The organism is Rothia santali (assembly GCF_024199905.1).
GTDB lineage: Bacteria > Actinomycetota > Actinomycetes > Actinomycetales > Micrococcaceae > Rothia > Rothia santali.
This window is the reverse complement of sequence record NZ_JANAFB010000054.1, coordinates 1-16,042: the sequence shown is the minus strand read 5'-3', so window position 1 is coordinate 16,042 and position 16,042 is coordinate 1. Positions and strand designations below refer to the sequence as shown.

General features: G+C 72.0%; 17 protein-coding genes and 1 tRNA gene. 13 read left to right on the top strand and 5 right to left on the bottom strand.

The genetic code is table 11. From position 1 onward, the window contains the following. Positions 1-400: 400 nt before the first annotated feature. The 10 genes from rplU (at position 401) to NBM05_RS14210 (ending at position 8,407) form a co-directional block, all read left to right on the top strand. A complete protein-coding gene (gene rplU, locus NBM05_RS14255) occupies positions 401-712 on the top strand; it encodes a 50S ribosomal protein L21 (protein ID WP_254168829.1) in 312 nt (103 codons plus the stop codon). Positions 713-768: 56 nt separating this feature from the next. Beyond that, complete coding sequence (gene rpmA, locus NBM05_RS14250) at positions 769-1,026, top strand: 50S ribosomal protein L27 (protein ID WP_254168827.1); 258 nt, start codon at positions 769-771, stop codon at positions 1,024-1,026. A 161-nt stretch (positions 1,027-1,187) separates the two neighbouring features. Next, positions 1,188-2,783, top strand: coding sequence for a GTPase ObgE (obgE, locus tag NBM05_RS14245; protein WP_254168825.1), 1,596 nt, complete (start codon positions 1,188-1,190; stop codon positions 2,781-2,783). Positions 2,784-2,862: 79 nt separating this feature from the next. Beyond that, the gene (gene proB, locus NBM05_RS14240; RefSeq protein WP_254168822.1) at positions 2,863-4,092 is read left to right on the top strand and encodes a glutamate 5-kinase; all 1,230 of its coding nucleotides are present in this window, start codon (positions 2,863-2,865) and stop codon (positions 4,090-4,092) included. 211 nt (positions 4,093-4,303) lie between these two features. Then, positions 4,304-5,611, top strand: a complete 1,308-nt coding sequence (locus tag NBM05_RS14235; protein WP_254168820.1) for a glutamate-5-semialdehyde dehydrogenase — start codon at positions 4,304-4,306, stop codon at positions 5,609-5,611. A gap of 74 nt (positions 5,612-5,685) precedes the next feature. Further along, positions 5,686-5,928: a hypothetical protein gene (locus NBM05_RS14230; RefSeq protein WP_254168818.1), complete on the top strand. Its 243-nt coding sequence runs from the start codon at positions 5,686-5,688 to the stop codon at positions 5,926-5,928. 47 nt (positions 5,929-5,975) lie between these two features. After that, on the top strand, positions 5,976-6,716 hold the full coding sequence (nadD, locus tag NBM05_RS14225; RefSeq protein WP_302184052.1) for a nicotinate-nucleotide adenylyltransferase: 741 nt from the start codon (positions 5,976-5,978) through the stop codon (positions 6,714-6,716). A 219-nt stretch (positions 6,717-6,935) separates the two neighbouring features. Further along, positions 6,936-7,592 (top strand): hypothetical protein, encoded by a 657-nt coding sequence (locus NBM05_RS14220; RefSeq protein ID WP_254168808.1) that lies wholly within the window; start codon positions 6,936-6,938, stop codon positions 7,590-7,592. Positions 7,593-7,668: 76 nt separating this feature from the next. Continuing rightward, positions 7,669-8,094 carry a ribosome silencing factor gene (rsfS, locus tag NBM05_RS14215; protein WP_254168806.1) on the top strand — a complete coding sequence of 142 codons (426 nt, stop codon included), beginning with the start codon at positions 7,669-7,671 and terminating at the stop codon, positions 8,092-8,094. Positions 8,095-8,334: 240 nt separating this feature from the next. Then, positions 8,335-8,407: transfer RNA gene (locus NBM05_RS14210), tRNA-Ala, on the top strand. Between the two features lie 157 nt (positions 8,408-8,564). On the opposite strand, the gene panD is transcribed toward NBM05_RS14210, so the two are convergent. Next, a complete protein-coding gene (gene panD / locus NBM05_RS14205) occupies positions 8,565-8,978 on the bottom strand; it encodes an aspartate 1-decarboxylase (protein ID WP_254168804.1) in 414 nt (137 codons plus the stop codon). A 284-nt stretch (positions 8,979-9,262) separates the two neighbouring features. Then, positions 9,263-10,510, bottom strand: coding sequence for an MFS transporter (locus NBM05_RS14200; RefSeq protein WP_254168802.1), 1,248 nt, complete (start codon positions 10,508-10,510; stop codon positions 9,263-9,265). A gap of 199 nt (positions 10,511-10,709) precedes the next feature. On the opposite strand from NBM05_RS14200, the gene NBM05_RS14195 reads away from it, so the two are divergent. Together NBM05_RS14195 and NBM05_RS14190 are read left to right on the top strand one after the other, a co-directional pair. After that, the gene (locus tag NBM05_RS14195; RefSeq protein ID WP_254168799.1) at positions 10,710-10,952 is read left to right on the top strand and encodes a PspC domain-containing protein; all 243 of its coding nucleotides are present in this window, start codon (positions 10,710-10,712) and stop codon (positions 10,950-10,952) included. Positions 10,953-11,207: 255 nt separating this feature from the next. Continuing rightward, the gene (locus tag NBM05_RS14190) at positions 11,208-12,716 is read left to right on the top strand and encodes an LTA synthase family protein (protein WP_254168797.1); all 1,509 of its coding nucleotides are present in this window, start codon (positions 11,208-11,210) and stop codon (positions 12,714-12,716) included. Positions 12,717-12,889: 173 nt separating this feature from the next. On the opposite strand, the gene NBM05_RS14185 is transcribed toward NBM05_RS14190, so the two are convergent. Then, complete coding sequence (locus NBM05_RS14185; RefSeq protein WP_254168795.1) at positions 12,890-13,549, bottom strand: hypothetical protein; 660 nt, start codon at positions 13,547-13,549, stop codon at positions 12,890-12,892. Positions 13,550-13,651: 102 nt separating this feature from the next. Here NBM05_RS14185 and NBM05_RS14180 point away from each other — a divergent pair, with 102 nt between their 5' ends. Continuing rightward, on the top strand, positions 13,652-14,299 hold the full coding sequence (locus NBM05_RS14180) for a TetR family transcriptional regulator (RefSeq protein WP_254168793.1): 648 nt from the start codon (positions 13,652-13,654) through the stop codon (positions 14,297-14,299). A 49-nt stretch (positions 14,300-14,348) separates the two neighbouring features. Here NBM05_RS14180 and NBM05_RS14175 read toward each other — a convergent pair whose 3' ends face one another. Both NBM05_RS14175 and NBM05_RS14170 read right to left on the bottom strand, forming a co-directional pair. Next, complete coding sequence (locus tag NBM05_RS14175; RefSeq protein ID WP_254168791.1) at positions 14,349-15,038, bottom strand: response regulator; 690 nt, start codon at positions 15,036-15,038, stop codon at positions 14,349-14,351. Further along, positions 15,035-16,042, bottom strand: a 1,008-nt coding sequence (locus tag NBM05_RS14170) for a sensor histidine kinase (RefSeq protein ID WP_254168789.1), incomplete at its 5' end; no start/stop codon positions are given. The genes NBM05_RS14175 and NBM05_RS14170, both read right to left, overlap by 4 nt.

Here is a 16,042-nt window from a genome sequence, read left to right as displayed (position 1 = left end):
GGGGAGCGGAAGGCCGAGTCGGAGGCCGGGGTCAGCATGCTCGGCGTCGGCGTCAAGGCCGAGGACATCCGCCGGACCAGGTGATCCGGCGGGGCTGGATGTGACACGTGTCGCCCGTTTCGGCGGGCGACACGTGCCGTCTTCACTTGCCGGTCACGCGGGCGTGTCGTAACCTTATATGTCGGTGCTCATTGCCACCTCTCGCTCGGGCCTCCACCCGGGACCGCACAACCGACGGGCAGAGATCAGCGAATGAGCATGAGAGAGCAGGCGACGGCGCGTCCCGCTGAAAAGGCGGGCGGCGAGCTGAGGCCTCGGTATGGACGAGGCGCCTCGAGAGTCGGTAGCCGTGCTCTCCCAGAAACTTTGTACATACAACGTCGAGAGAAGTGAGTCCCAAGTGGTGTACGCGATTGTCCGCGCTGGCGGCCGCCAGGAAAAGGTTTCCGTTGGAGACCTCGTTACCCTTGACCGCGTCGCCGGTGAGGCCGGCAGCACCATCGAGCTGCCCGTCCTGATGCTGGTCGACGGCGAGAAGGTCACCGCCGATGCCAAGGCCCTGACCTCCGCCAAGGTCACCGCCGAGAAGGTCGAGGACCTCCGCGGTCCGAAGATCGTCATCCAGAAGTACAAGAACAAGACGGGCTACAAGAAGCGTCAGGGCTTCCGCGCCGATCTGACCAAGGTCAAGATCACCGCGATCGACTCCTAACCACCCGTCAGCTTCCGGAAGCGTCCCGGAGAAGTAGAAAACCAAGGTAGGCAGGTATGGCACACAAAAAAGGTGCAAGCTCAACCCGTAACGGCCGCGACTCGAACCCCCAGTACCTGGGCGTGAAGCGCTTCGGCGGCCAGGCCGTCAACGCCGGCGAGATCATCGTCCGCCAGCGCGGCACCCACTTCCACCCCGGTGAGAACGTGGGCCGTGGCGGCGACGACACGCTGTTCGCCCTGGCCGCAGGTCAGGTCGAGTTCGGCCGCCGGCGCGGCCGCAAGGTCGTCAACATCCTGGCGGCGGCGGAGTAGTCCTCCCCGCGAAGGCCAGCTGACGGGACCGGCGCGCCGGTCCCGGGAAGAGGGCAGCATTCCTGCAGGGTTGCTGCCCTCTTTCTCTTTAACTCCGTAGACTCGCAGGGGAGAGCCCCCGCCGCCCGGGGGCGTCCCCCCGATCAACCGAGGAGAGATTCGTGGCAAGTTTTGTGGACCGGGTCGTGCTGCACGCGAGCGGCGGAACCGGGGGCCATGGCTGCGTCTCCGTCCGTCGGGAGAAGTTCAAGCCGCTGGGCGGGCCCGACGGCGGCAACGGCGGCAACGGCGGCTCGGTGATCCTCCGCGTCGACGGCCAGTCCACGACGCTGCTGGAGTACCACCACTCGCCGCACCAGACCGCGCCCAAGGGCGACGTCGGGCGCGGCGACCTCAGCCACGGCTCCCACGGTCAGGACCTCGTCCTCTCCGTGCCGCAGGGAACGGTCGTGAAGTCCCACGACGGCGAGGTCCTGGCCGACCTGGCGCGCGAGGGCGACGAGTTCGTCGCCGCGAAGGGCGGCATGGGCGGCCTCGGCAACGCGGCCCTCGCCTCGCCCAAGCGCAAGGCCCCCGGCTTCGCGCTGCTCGGCGTGCCCGGCAGCGCCCGCGACCTCGTCCTGGAGCTGAAGTCCATCGCCGACGTCGCGCTCGTCGGCTACCCCTCGGCTGGCAAGTCCTCGCTGATCGCCGCGATGTCCGCCGCGCGCCCCAAGATCGCCGACTACCCGTTCACGACGCTGGTGCCCAACCTCGGCGTCGTGGAGGCCGGCGACGTGCGCTTCACCGTGGCCGACGTGCCCGGGCTGATCGAGGGCGCCTCCGAGGGGCGCGGCCTCGGCCAGCGCTTCCTGCGCCACGTCGAGCGCTGCGCGGCGATCGTGCACGTGATCGACTGCGCGACCCTCGAGCCGCGCCGCGACCCCATCAGCGACTTCGAGGTCATCGAGACCGAGCTGTCCCGCTACGAGGTCGACCCCTCGGCCGCGACTTCCACGCCGCTGGTCGAGCGCCCCCACCTGGTGGTGCTCAACAAGGTGGACGTCCCCGAGGCCCGCGAGCTCGCCGACTTCGTCCGCCCCGAGCTGGAGTCCCGCGGCCTGCGCGTCTTCGAGATCTCCACCGCCTCCCACGAGGGCCTGCGCCAGCTGAGCTTCGCGATGGCCCAGCTGGTCGACCAGGCGCGCCGCGACGCCGTCGCGGAGGACGCCGTGGAGCCGGAGCCCGTGCTGCGGCCCAAGGGCTTCTCGCGCCGCCGCGCCCAGGAGTTCACCATCCGCCGCGAGGAGCGCAACCTCGAGCCGCTGTACCGCGTGCTGGGGGAGAAGCCGGAGCGGTGGATCCAGCAGACGGACTTCAACAACGACGAGGCCGTGGGCTACCTCGCCGACCGCCTGGCCAAGCTCGGCGTGGAGGACGCCCTGTTCAAGCAGGGCGCGCGCCCGGGCGACGCCGTCGTGATCGGCGACGCCACCGACTCGGTGATCTTCGACTGGGAGCCCACCATGATGAGCGGCGCCGAGCTGCTCACGAGCCCCCGCGGCACCGACGCCCGCCTCGAGGAGCTCGTCCGCCCGACCCGCGCCGAGAAGCGCGAGGACTACCAGGAGCGCAAGGACGCCCGCGCCGCGGCCCGCGAGGAGCTCGAGACCGAGCGCCGCGCCGGGAAGTGGACCGAGTCCGTGGAGGCGGCCCGCGCCCGCCGCGCCGCGCGCTCCGAGGATCGCCCCGACTCCGACCCGCAGACCGAGGGCTGAGCCCCACCCCCATAGACTGTTCGAGAAAACACATCGATCGCGGCGGTGATCCGTGCCCGGAGGCCGCCGCGGGAGGAGCATGACGCAGAACATGACCAAGACGTCCAACGCCAAACTGGGACAGGCGGCGGTCCGCCGCTCCGCCGAGTCGCGAGGAAAGAACCGGGTCAGCCCGATCAAGACCCGCGCCGACATCCCCAGCGCCCGCCGCGTGGTGGTGAAGGTCGGCTCCTCCTCGCTGACCTCGATCGTCAACTCCCTCGACGAGCTCGCGGTCGCCACGATCGCGGACGTGCTCGCCAAGACGCACGCGCGCGGCGTCGAGGTCGTCTTCGTGTCCTCGGGCGCGATCGCCGCGGGCCTTGCGCCGCTGGGCCTGACCCGCCGGCCCAAGGACCTCGCGACCCAGCAGGCGGCCGCCGCGGTGGGGCAGTCGCTGATCATGAACCGGTACACCGAGATCTTCTCGCGCTACAACGTGACCATCTCCCAGGTGCTCGTGACCGCCGAGGACCTCATGCACCGCAACCGCTACCACAACGCGCACCGCCAGCTGGAGCGGCTGCTGGACCTCGACGTCCTGCCGATCGTCAACGAGAACGACGCCGTCGCGACCCACGAGATCAAGTTCGGCGACAACGACCGGATCGCGGCCCTGGTGGCCCACACGATCAAGGCCGACGCGCTGCTGCTGCTCTCCGACGTCGACGCGCTCTACACCAAGCACCCCGCCGAGGGCGGCACGCGCATCGACGAGGTCAACGACCCGGTCAAGGACCTCGAGGGCGTGGAGATCGGGACCATCGGCCGGGCCGGCGTCGGCTCGGGCGGCATGGTCACCAAGGTCGAGGCCGCCAAGATCGCGGCGAGCTCCGGCATCCCCGCGCTGGTGACCTCCACCGCCAACGCGGCCGCCGCGCTGGCCGGCGAGGACGTCGGCACCTGGTTCACCCCCACCGGCGGCCGCCGCTCGGTGCGCCTGGTCTGGCTCACGCAGCTGGCCAAGACCAAGGGCTCGCTGACCCTCGACGCCGGCGCGGTCAAGGCCATCCGCCGCCGCACCTCGCTGCTCGCGGCGGGCGTGACCGACGTCGAGGGCGTCTTCCGCCCGGGGGAGCCCATCTCGCTGAGGGACCAGGACGGCAAGCCCGTGGCCAACGGCATCGCGGCCTACTCGAGCGACGACATGCACCGGATCGCCGGCAAGCACACGGACGAGGCGATGGACGAGCTCGGGGACGAGCACGACGGCGTCGTGGTCCACGTGGACAACCTGGCGCTGCTGACCAACAGGCGCTCCAAGCGCTGAACGGCCGCCGGCCGGCTTGATGCACCCGCCGCTTCCGCCGACCGGCCCGCATGCCGGCCGACCTACCGCCCGCCGTCCGGGAACCCGTCCTCGGGCCCGGCCGGCGGGCGGACCCGCGTCGGCGGACCGGCCGGGGGACGGGCCCGGCCGAAGTTATGCACAGAGTGAAACGCCCCGGTGCGGGAGGGCCCGCTCCGGCTATCATCGGGGCATGACGCAAAACACCGCAGAGACCCAGACCGCGTTCACCGTCCCCGAGGAGGTGCAGAGCGCCGTCAACGCCATGGCCGACGACGCGCGCGCCGCCTCCCGCGTCCTGGCGACGGCGCACCGGAGCCGCAAGGACCGTGCCCTGCACCGCATCGCCGAGGCCATCGACTCCCACCGCGAGACGATCCTGCGCTCCAACGCCCAGGACGTCGAGCGGGGCCGCGAGAAGGGCCTCGCCGAGAACCTGCTCGACCGGCTCAGCCTGGACCATGAGCGGATCGACGGCCTCATCTCGGCCCTGCAGAGCCTCGCCGCGCAGACCGACCCCGTCGGCCAGGTCATCGACGGCCAGACGCTGCCCAACGGCCTGCGCGTGGAGCAGCTCCGGGTCCCGCTCGGCGTCGTCGGCGCGATCTACGAGGCCCGTCCCAACGTGACCGTGGACATCGCTGGCCTGGCCATCAAGTCCGGCAACGCGGCGATGCTGCGCGGCGGCTCGGCGGCGTCGAAGACCAACACGACGCTGGTCGGGATCATCCGGGACGCCATGTACGGCGCCGGCTTCCCCGTGGACTCCGTGCAGTCGGTGGACGAGTTCGGCCGCGACGGCGCCAACGCGCTCATGCAGGCGCGCGGCCGCGTCGACGTGCTCATCCCGCGCGGCGGCCACAACCTCATCCAGTCGGTGGTCAACAACGCCCGGGTGCCGGTCATCGAGACCGGCGAGGGCAACGTGCACGTCTACCTGGACTCCACCGCCGAGGCGAAGACCGCGACGCCGCTGGTCGTCAACTCCAAGATCCACCGCCCCTCCGCGTGCAACTCGGCGGAGACCCTGCTCATCCGCGAGGGCGCGCCGGCGGCCCGCGAGGTGCTGGCCGGGCTGCTGAAGGAGAACGTGCGGCTGCACGTGGACGAGCGCGCCGCGGAGCTGGCCGGCGGCTACTCGGAGCGGGTCGTCGCCGCCGAGCCCGGGGACTGGGAGGCCGAGTCGCTCGCGCTGGAGATGTCCGTGAAGGTCGTCGACTCCCTCGAGGCCGCCCTGGATCACATCCAGCGCTACTCGACCGGGCACACCGAGGCCGTCATCACCAACGACCTCCGCGTGGCCGACGAGTTCGTGGCCCGCGTCGACTCTGCGGCCGTCATGGTCAACGCCTCGACGCGGTTCACCGACGGCGGCGAGCTGGGCCTGGGCGCCGAGGTGGGCATCTCGACCCAGAAGCTGCACGCCCGCGGCCCCATGGGCATGGCACAGCTGACCTCCACGCAGTGGGTCGTCCGCGGCGAGGGTCAGATCAGGGGCTAGAATGGTCCGGAGACCATCGCACCGACCGTGAGGCAGGGCCGTGGAGGCCGCTGCTCGAAGGGAATAACGACGTCATGACGCACACCGTCCTCTCCGCCGCCACCGTGATCGCCGAGGAAGGCCACCACGTGGTCAACGAGCTCCCGGTGCAGCCGATCTGGTTCGCCATCGCGTTCATGGCCACCTTCATCATCCTGGCGTTCGTGGCCTCCTCGTTCGGCGGCCGCGGCGTCTCGCGGTCGGACGCCGCCCCCTCGGACCTCTCCTCCGAGGAGCAGGCCGCGCTGTCCGAGTACTCGAAGACCCGCCAGGGCTAGGCCGCGTCCTCCGCGACGCGCACCACCCTCGCATCGACCGAGCTCGGATGAACCCGCACCTGAAGCAATCGCCCTCTGACGGGCTGAACGTCCCACCCCGGATCCCCGGGCGCACGCGCCTGGGAGTCATGGGCGGGACGTTCGACCCCATCCACCACGGGCACCTGGTGGCCGCCAGCGAGGTGGCCTCCGTGTTCGACCTGGACGAGGTCGTCTTCGTCCCCACCGGCCAGCCGTGGCAGAAGCAGGACCGGCAGGTCTCGGCCGCCGAGCACCGCTACCTGATGACGGTGGTGGCCACCGCGTCGAACCCTCGATTCACGGTCTCCCGGGTGGACATCGACCGCCCGGGGCCCACCTACACGGTGGACACGCTGCGCGACCTGAGCGCCCAGCGTCCCGACGCGGACCTGTTCTTCATCACCGGCGCCGACGCCATGGCGCAGATCCTCTCGTGGAAGGACGCCGGCCAGATGTGGGATCTGGCATACTTCGTGGGCGTCACCCGGCCCGGCCACGAGCTCGCGGCGCCCGAGCGGGCGCACGGCGTCGGGCTCCTGGAGATCCCCGCCATGGCGATCTCCTCGACCGACGTCCGGCGCCGTTCCGCCGCTGGCAAGCCCGTTTGGTACCTGGTACCGGACGGCGTGGTGCAGTACATCAACAAGTACCGGGTCTACGCGGATCCCCGGGAGCCGGGGGGCGGCGCGGGTCATCCGAGCCCGGCGCAGCTGCCGCTGTGGACGGGCTCGGAGTCGGTAGCGGTAGAATCGGAGTCAACGAGCTGAGTCTCGTCGCACGTCAGCACGTCAAGGAGTTGTCAGCTGAGCACCGATCGCCCCACCACCACCGAGATCACCGCCGAGCCGGAGAAGGTGTACGTGGCCGAGGACGGCACGGAGGTCCCTCCGGCGCCCGAAGGCTACGGACCCCGCCGGCTCATGCGGTATCGCCGGGAGTACCTCGCGCGCCTTCGCGGCGAGGCGCCGCCCCCTGAGACCCAGGGGGTGCCGATCGTCCCGGTCGCCGCGCCCGACGCCGGCGCCCTCCGCATCCAGCAGCGGTTCGCCGCGCTGGCCGAGCGGGGCACGATCAGCACGCTGGACGCCGAGCGGGAGTTCGCGCAGTTCATGGCCGGCGACGGCGTCGCGCTGCCCTTCCGCGAGGAGAACCGGCTCGACGACGTGCGGCGCCAGATCCTCGGCGACGGCGGCGTGACGGCCGCCCAGCCGACGGGCGGGATCAACCCGGCCCACCTCTCGGGCTTCTCCAGCTCGGACATCCAGACCACCGTCTACGACGAGAACCTGTTGGGTCCAATGACCATGAGCGTGCCGATCGTCTTCGGCAGCCGCGGCGACGCCGGGGGGTCCCGGCCGCAGGCGGCCGACGAGGTGGGGGAGACGCCGCGCGCGGTCCCGTCCGCCTCGGCGGATCCAGACCTCAGCGCGGAGCCCGAGCCGTCCGGCGCCGGGTCGATGCGCGACGTCGCCCCGGAGACGGTCTCCGCCGAGCCCGTCAGCGCCATGGACGCCCACGGCCTGGACCTGACGGGTCTGGACCAGAAGGCGCCCGGCAACGGCGGGAAGATCGCCCTGGCGACGCTCCTCGTGCTCGTGATCGCCGCGGCCGTGGTGCTCGGCATCGTCTTCCTCATGCCCTGACGCGGGCCCCGCGTCGTCCCCGCCTCCTGAGCGGGACCCCCAGTACTCGTCATACCGACGTCCTCGAAAGGACCCCATGCCTGCAGCCAACGAATCCATCGAAGCCCTCAAGCTCGCCGCCCGCGCGGCCGAGTCGAAGCACGCGACCCAGCTCAACGCGTTCGACGTCTCCGACATCATGGGCCTGATCGACGGCTTCCTCATCGCCTCCGCGGCCAATGAGCGCATCGTCGACGCCGTCGTGGACGAGGTCGAGGACCAGCTCCGCGAGCAGCTCGGCATCAAGCCGCTGCGCCGCGAGGGCAAGTCCGAGGGCCGCTGGGTCCTCCTCGACTTCGGCGACATCGTGGTGCACGTGCAGCACGAGGAGGAGCGCGCCTTCTACGCTCTGGACCGCCTGTGGGGCGAGGCTCCGCGGATCGAGCTGGGCGTGGAGAACGAGCTCGAGGCCGTGACCGAGATCCCCGAGGCGACCGAGCTCGCCCAGGAGCCGGCCTCCTGACCAGCGCACGACGCCGTCCCCTCGCCGGGGCCGGGGCGGGCCATGCGGCCCGGCCCTGACGCCGGCGGGAGGACGGCGGTCCGCGGTCCCGGTCCCGGCCGTTTCCGCCTCGAGCGCCGGACGCCGACACGCCCCGCGCGCCGATTTGCACCCGGCCGGGAGGACCCATTACAGTAGAGGAGTTGCCACGGAGGGGCGAGGAAGAAATGCCTTCGGATCACCGGAAACGGTGGTGAGTTTGGGGCTGTGGCGCAGCTGGTAGCGCACCTGCATGGCATGCAGGGGGTCAGGGGTTCGAGTCCCCTCAGCTCCACTCAGAACGCAGAGACCCTGCATCCCTCAGAAGCGGTGCGGGGTCTTTTGCTATGCTCCCGTCCGGTGTCGCCTGAGGGGTATCCTCGCGAGGTGGTAAGCACGAAGCGGTCATGGGAGAGCGCCGCCCCGGCCCCGGCCCCAGCCGGCGGACCGGCTCAGCCCACCCGCGAGGGGCGCTGGTCCTCCGCGCCGGGCACCGGTTCGGCGGGGTCCGCGCCGAGGGCGAGGATGCGGTTCTCGGCGTCCACGTGCACCACGCGGGGCCGGTACCCGTCCAGCTCGGCGTCGTCCGCCAGCAGGTAGGACATGATGATCACCAGGTCGCCGGGCCGCACGAGGTGGGCCGCCGCGCCGTTGATGCAGATGCGCCCGTCCCCGGACTGCCCCTCGATCACGTAGGTCTCGAGCCGGGCGCCGTTCGTGATGTCCACGATCTGCACCTGCTCACCCTCGATGAGCCCCGCCGCCCGGACGAGGTCGGCGTCGATGGTGATCGATCCGACGTAGTGCAGGTCGGCCTGGGTGACGGTGGCCCGGTGGATCTTCCCGCCGAGTACGGTGCGGAGCATGTGAGGTCCCTTCTTCTCCTGGCATCCCGAGGCGCCTCCCTCCGGGGCCGCGAGCGGTTCGACGCGCGCGGGCGATGGCATGAGCGTGGAGCCGCCGGGGGAGCGAGATCGCTCCCGTCTGGCGTGCGGGCCGGATGCCCTGCCGGCTGGGCTCAGTCGGCACGACATCCATCCTAGACGCTCCCTCGTCCCCTCGGGCGTGAAGGATGGGGCGCCTTCCGGCGGTCGCCGCCTCGACGGCGTCGCGCGGGAGGCGCCCCTCGGTCAGCTGCTGCCTCGGCCCGCTACCGCCGCGGCCCGTCGATCACGCTGATGCCGACCGTGTTGAGGTCCGCGCGCTTGTCGCGGCGCGTGACGGACAGGCTGACCAGCGCGAGGAGCATGCCCACCGCGGCCAGTCCCACGCCCACCCAGCCGGGGGACAGGTAGCCGAAGCCGGCGGCGATGGAGGCGCCGCCCAGGGCAGCTCCGAGGGCGTTGCCGACGTTGAACGCCGAGTGGTTCACCGCCGCGCCGAGAAGCGCCGCCTCGTCGGCGATGCGGATCAGCCGGGCCTGGATGGACGGGATGAGGATCGACTGCATCGCGCCGATCAGGAACACCGTGGCGAAGAGGCCGACGGCGGTCGAGGCGAGCAGCGTGTACAGCACGAGCGCGGCGATCATGGCGGAGAAGCCGAAGACGATGGTCCGGGTGAGGTTCCGGTCGGTGGCCCAGCCGCCGACCACGTTGCCGAGGGTCATGCCCACGCCCATGACTGCCAGCACCCAGGGGACGGTCCCGGCCGAGAGACCCGCGACCTGCGTGGAGACCTCGGCGATGTAGGAGTACACCGCGAAGAACCCGCCGAAGCCGATGGAGCCCACCGCGATCATGATCCAGATCCGGCCGTTCCTGAACGCGCGCAGCTCGGAGGCCGCGGTGCGCGAGGGATCGCCGGGGTAGCGGGGGAGCGCTGCGAGCGCGAGCACGAGCGCCAGGGCGAAGATGCCCGCCACCATGACGTAGGCCCAGCGCCAGCCGAGGCCCTGGCCCAGCCACGTGGCCAACGGCACGCCGACCACGTTGGCGACGGTCAGCCCCGAGAGGGCGAGCGCGATGCCCTTGCCCTGGCTGCCCGGCCCCATGATCCGCGCGGCCAGGAGGGAGGCCACGGCGAAGTACGCGCCGTGCGGGAGTGCTGCGATGAAGCGGAACGCGGAGAGCCACTCGAAGGTGGGTGCGAGCGCGGAGGCCAGCGTGCCGACGATGAACAGCCCGAGCAGCAGGAAGGTCAGGCGCGCCTGCGAGGCCCTGGCGCCGAGCGCGGCGACGGTCGGCGCGCCGACCACGACGCCGAGGGCGTACATGGTGATGAGCAGCCCGGCCCGGGCGATCTCGGTGCTGGGGGAGCTCTCGTAGCCGGGCAGCAGATCGCGGGCGATCTCAGGCAGGAGCCCCATCGAGGCGAATTCGGTGACGCCGATGCCGAAGCCGCCCAGCGCGATGGCGAAGAGGGCGACGGCGCGGCGTGCGGGTGCGAGAGCGGGCATGGTCCGCCTTTCTCAGGAGAAGGAATCGGACGACGTCGCCCAGATGCGCAAGCGATCAGACTAGGCCCTCACCGGCCGAGTTGTCGAGACGCAGGCCGGTGATCTCTTCCCGGCGCCTCGTCCGTCCGCGCACCCCGTCCGCCCGCGGTAGAGCCGTCTCTACTGACGCGCGCCCGCCGCACCCCGTAAGGTCGGAGGCATGAGACAGCTCTTCGACTCCATCAGGAACGCCGGCTTCCGCCGCGGGCCCAGCCGCCTCGTCGCCGGGATCGGGGGCGGGATCGCCGCCGCCACGGGACTCAACGTGTGGCTGGTCCGCCTGCTCGTCCTCCTCGCGTTCGCCCTGCCCTTCGTCGGCGTGGGCCTCTACCTCGCGATCTGGGCGCTGACCCCCTGGCAGGACGGCAGCATCCCCCTCGAGCGGGTGCTCACCGGGCGGTAGAGGAGCGCAGCCGGCCGGTGGGGGACATGGGCCCCGCCGGCCCGCTTCAGGGTGCCCTCAGGCGCGCACGCCGAGATGTACGCCGCACCATTGCCAGGCGAACTTCAGTTGAACGGCCTCGACGACTCCATTAAGATGTGGTGGGCCCGAGAACGGGTTGGATGTCGAGGATGGTCGGCGAACGTCGCGGCATCCGGAACGCGAGGTGCTGCCATTTCCGGCCGAATTCTGAAGATTGCCCGCCGAGTCGGCGTCGTGACCGGCCACGTCCTGGTCTACGTCCTGATCTGGGCCGGGTTGGCCATGCTGATCGCGGGCGTCGGCATCCGCCACTACTGGGGCGAGATCTCGGTGGGGCAGATGCTGCTGAACCTCGTCTCCGTGCAGACCGACGGCGGCGGCGGTTCCATCGTGTGGATGGGCATCATCTGGATCGGCGTCGTGCCCGTCGTCGTCACCGGGGGGATCCTGCTGTGGCAGCTCCTGCGGCGCCGCCGGCGTCGGCGTCGTGACATCACCCGGACGCGCCGGACCCGGTGGATCGCCCGATCCGTCTCCACGGTCATGGTCGGTGCGCTGGTCGTCGCCGGCACCACCGCCTTCTCCACCACGGTGGGCATGCGGGACTACATCAAGTCCGCGAACTCCGACTACGAGCTGGACGACTACTACGCCGAGCCCGAGGTCACGGACGACTCGGGCAAGCGCAACGTGGTGCAGATCTACCTCGAGTCGGGCGAGGCCACGCTCGCGGACGACCAGCTCTTCGAGAAGAACGCCTTCGCCCCGCTCCAGGAGGCGACCCGGGGCGAGGACGGCTGGCAGAGCATCGAGGACTTCCAGCAGTACGACGGCGGCGGCTGGACCATGGCCGGGCTGACCTCGACGCAGTGCGGCGTCCCGCTGAAGGGGACCGGCTCCGCGTCGAGCAGCGTCGCGCTCGAGGACCAGGGGACCGAAGGGAGCTACCTGGGCGGGCTGACCTGCCTGGGCGACGTCCTCGGGGAGCACGGGTACACCAACTCCTTCATCGGCGGCGCCAATGGCTCCTTCGCCGCGAAGGACGTGTTCCTGGGCGGCCACGGCTACACCGAGCAGAAGGACCTCGACGACTGGCGGGCCGCCGGCGAGCCGGAGGAGAACTTCCGCGGCGACTGGGGCCTCAGCGACGAGCGCCTGATGGCCCACGCACGGGAGGAGGTCGACGCGCTGCACGCCCAGTCCGAGGAGACGGGCCAGCCCTTCAACCTCTCCATGCTGACGCTGGACACCCACGAGCCCGTCCACATCTACGACTACTGCGACGTGGACACGGAGAGCGACGTGACCTCCGCCTTCGAGTGCTCCATGACCCAGGTCGCCGGCTTCGTCGACTACCTGGAGCAGCAGGGCTACCTCGAGGACACCGCCGTGGTCATCATGGGTGACCACCTCAAGCACATGAGCGCCGGCGACGCCTTCCACGAGCAGCTCGACCACCACGAGAACCGCACGATCTTCAACCGCATCTGGGTCCCCGGACAGGACCGCGAGTCGCAGCTGCGGCCCCGCGTGGACCAGCTGAGCATGTACCCGACCGTCCTGGAGGCGGCCGGCCTGGAGATCAGGAACCGGGAGGCGGGACTGGGCGTCTCCGCCTTCGCCGGGACGGTCCCGGAGGGCTCGGCCCAGGCCCTGGACGACAGCGCCTACGCCGAGCTGCTGGAGTCGCGGTCCGGGTCCTTCTACAGCCGGGCCTGGGGCGGCGCGAGCCCGACGGGGTAGCGCGCCGGGGTGCCGCGGGCGTCGGAGCCCGGCGGCCGATCGGCCGCGTGCCGACCGCCGGTCGATCGGGTCCCGACGTCCGATCAGCCGGATGCCAGCAGCCGGACAGCCGGACCCGGCGGTCAGGTCTCGCCCACGGCCGGCCGGTCTCCCTCCCCGTGGTCGGCGCGGGCCTAGGCGCCCGCGCCGTCGAGCAGCCAGTGATAGCGCAGCCGCAGCCCGCGCTCCATGCTGCCCAGCGCGGCGCCGATCCCGAGCGTCACGTTCAGCCAGAGCGGCAGGCGGACCGGTGACTCGAAGGTTCCGATGCTCTCCGCGATCGGCGGGATCTCGGAGACCGGCTCCGCGATCTGCAGCAGGTTCAACCCGACGCCGACCAGGAGCAGCAGCACGGAGACTGCCCCGATCCACCGCCCGGCCACCGGGTGCTCGCGGTCGAAGCGCAGGCGCCGCCCGACCGCCGAGCGCGGGTCCGGCGTGAGCTGGCGGCGCGCGCCGTCCTCCGTCACGTAGCGGGCGCGCTTGAGGCCGACGTCGCTCATGGCCACCTCCAGCGTGCCGCCCTCCACGGGGAATCCGGCGGGGAGCCGGGACTGCGCGCGATGCTTGCCGTCGCGGTACAGGTGCGCCCGGGCCCCCTCCTCGCCGCCCTGCTTGCCCCAGTGCCGGATGTCGACGGCGTAGTCCGCGTCCCGGCCCTCCGCGGGCGACGCGGGGAGATAGAGCAGCTTGCGCCCCGCGAGGAGATGCCACCAGCGAAAGGGCTGGAGGGGCCGGTCGTCGCCGCCCTCCACGCGCCGGGCGGCCCTGCGTCGCGTCCAGTCCTCGAGCATCTGCGGGCCTCCCACTGGTCGTCGTCTCGACCAACACACCGTGTTGGTCCGGATGCGATGATAGTATCACGGTGTACTAGCACGGCGTATTGGGAGGTTCGGATGAGTCAGGGTCCACCGGAGGGCCTCGGGAGCAGGGACCGCATCCTGTGGGCGGCCGCGTCGATGCTCGGGGAAGGTCCCGGCGCGGCGCTCAGCGTCCGCGGGGTCGCGGCGCGGGCGGGGGTCAGCACCGGTTCGCTGCGGCACCACTTCCCGACGCAGCGCGAGCTCATGGACGCGGTCCTGGCGATCGTCTACGACATGGTGCTGCCCGAGGGGAGCCTCCACGACTCCTCGATCCCCGCGCGCGAGCGTCTGCTCTCCTGCCTCCGGCGGCTGCTGGCGCCCGAGGGGGCCGAGGCCGCGGGCGGGGCGCGCGAGGCCTGGCTCACGGTCGTCGAACGGTACATCCGTCCGGAGCCGACCGCCGCGATCCGCGCCGAGTACGCGGCGATCGACCGGGAGCTGCATCGCCGCGTCGAGTACTGCCTCAACGTCTTGCGGGACGAGGGCGCCGTCCCCCCGGGCGACAACGCTCGCCGCGCGCGGTTTCTGATGACGGTGGTCGACGGCGTCTCGATCGCGCAGGCGCTCCCCTCCGAGGCGGCCGACCCGCGCACGGAGCGCGAGGTGCTCGGCATGGCCGTGGACTGCGTCCTCGGGCCGGGCGCCCCAGGGCATCCGGGCGGTGGCGCCGGAGCGGGGTGAGAGCCGGTTCCCCCACGGTCGGGAGCGGTCCGGCACCCGGGCGCCCCGCCTACACGTCCGGCCGCAGCCGGTACCCCATGCCCGGCACGGTGATCAGGTAGCGCGGCTCCGCCGGACGCGGCTCCAGCTTCTTGCGCAGCTGGGAGAGGTAGAGGCGCAGGTACCCGGTGTCCGCGGCGTGCTCGCGTCCCCAGATGCTCGTCAGCAGCGTCCGGCGGGTCACCAGCTGCCCGGGGCTGCGCATCAGCAGCTCGATGACCTGCCACTCCGTCGGGGTGAGGCGGATGGCGAGCGGCGGCTCCTGGGCGGCGTCGGTCACCGTCCGGGCCGCGAGGTCCACCGTGATGGAGCCGAGGCGGGCGACGGCGTCGAACTCCCGCGGCCGCGCGCGCCGGGACAGGGCTCGCAGCCGCGCGAGCAGCTCGGGCACCGAGAAGGGCTTGGTCACGTAGTCGTCGGCGCCGGCGTCGAGGGCCTGGACCTTGTCGGGGGAGCCCGCGCGCCCCGAGACCACCAGGATGGGCGCGTCCGACCAGCCGCGGATCGCGCGGATGACCTCGACGCCGTCGAGGCGCGGCATGCCGAGGTCGATCAGGTACGCGTCGGGGCGCTCCGCGACCGCCGCCTCGAGGGCCGCCTCGCCGTCGGCCGCGGTCACGACGTCGTACCCCTTGGCGGTCAGGGTGATGCGCAGGGCCCGCACGAGCCGGGGGTCGTCGTCGGCGATGAGGATCTTCACGGCTCGCGCCTCTCCGTCGTCTGCTGCGGCGTCTCCTTCGTCGTCCGAACCGGCGTCTCCTTCTCCGTCCGCTCCGTCGCCCGTTCCGCCATCTGCTCCGCCGTCTCCTCCGTCGCCCGTTCCGCCGTCTCCGTCACCGCGGCGACGTCGGCGGGGTCCGGCTCGGCGGGCAGCGACAGGACCATCGTCAGGCCGCCCCCGGGGGTGTCCTCCGGCTCGAGCGTGCCCCGCATGGCCTCCGCGAAGCCCCGCGAGAGGGCCAGCCCCAGCCCCAGGCCGGTGGAGTTGTCGGTGTCGCCGAGGCGCTGGAAGGGACGGAAGACGTCGTCGCGGCGCTCCGGCGGGATGCCCGGCCCGTGGTCCACCACGCGGATCTCGACGCGGCCCTCGAAGGCGCTCGTGGCGATCCGCACCGGCGTCCCGGGCGGCGCGTAGCGCAGGGCGTTGGCGAGGACGTTCACGGCGGCGCGCTGCAGCAGGATGGGGTCGGCCAGGACCTGCGCCGATCCGTGCTCGAGCGAGAGGACGACGTCGTCGGGCGCCAGTCCCAGCTCCTCCAGGGCGGGGAGGAGCGCGTCCGCGGGGTCCAGGGGCGTCGAGGCGATGGTCAGCGCGTCGGCCTGGAGACGGCTGACGTCCAGGAGGTCGGTCAGGAGGGTGCCCAGGGAGCCCAGGCTCTCCTCCGCGGTGTCCAGGAGCTCCCGCTGGTCCGCCGGGCTGAGGGCGTCGCCGGCGGCGCGCAGGCCGCCCACCGCGGTCGCCGCGGCCGCGAGGGGGCGGCGCAGGTCGTGGCTGAGGGCCGAGAGCAGGGCGCCGCGCACCCGGTCCGAGGCCGCGATGGTCTCCGCCTCCCGGGCCGTCTCGACGAGGCGGCGGTGCTCCAGCGCCGCGGCCAGCTGGGTCGCCACCACCGGCAGCAGCCGCTGCTCCGAGGCCGGCAGGCCCGCGCCGTGCAGCTCGAGCGCGGCGTCGGGCCCGACGGCGATGCGGCCGGGGGCGTCGTC

Coding starts and splice junctions, on each gene's coding strand:
- rpmA (WP_254168827.1), top strand. CDS start 769: ATGGCACACAAAAAAGGTGCAAGCTCAACCCGTAACGGCCGCGACTCG.
- proB (WP_254168822.1), top strand. CDS start 2,863: ATGACGCAGAACATGACCAAGACGTCCAACGCCAAACTGGGACAGGCG.
- NBM05_RS14235 (WP_254168820.1), top strand. CDS start 4,304: ATGACGCAAAACACCGCAGAGACCCAGACCGCGTTCACCGTCCCCGAG.
- NBM05_RS14230 (WP_254168818.1), top strand. CDS start 5,686: ATGACGCACACCGTCCTCTCCGCCGCCACCGTGATCGCCGAGGAAGGC.
- nadD (WP_302184052.1), top strand. CDS start 5,976: ATGAACCCGCACCTGAAGCAATCGCCCTCTGACGGGCTGAACGTCCCA.
- rsfS (WP_254168806.1), top strand. CDS start 7,669: ATGCCTGCAGCCAACGAATCCATCGAAGCCCTCAAGCTCGCCGCCCGC.
- panD (WP_254168804.1), bottom strand. CDS start 8,978: ATGCTCCGCACCGTACTCGGCGGGAAGATCCACCGGGCCACCGTCACC.
- NBM05_RS14200 (WP_254168802.1), bottom strand. CDS start 10,510: ATGCCCGCTCTCGCACCCGCACGCCGCGCCGTCGCCCTCTTCGCCATC.
- NBM05_RS14195 (WP_254168799.1), top strand. CDS start 10,710: ATGAGACAGCTCTTCGACTCCATCAGGAACGCCGGCTTCCGCCGCGGG.
- NBM05_RS14185 (WP_254168795.1), bottom strand. CDS start 13,549: ATGCTCGAGGACTGGACGCGACGCAGGGCCGCCCGGCGCGTGGAGGGC.
- NBM05_RS14180 (WP_254168793.1), top strand. CDS start 13,652: ATGAGTCAGGGTCCACCGGAGGGCCTCGGGAGCAGGGACCGCATCCTG.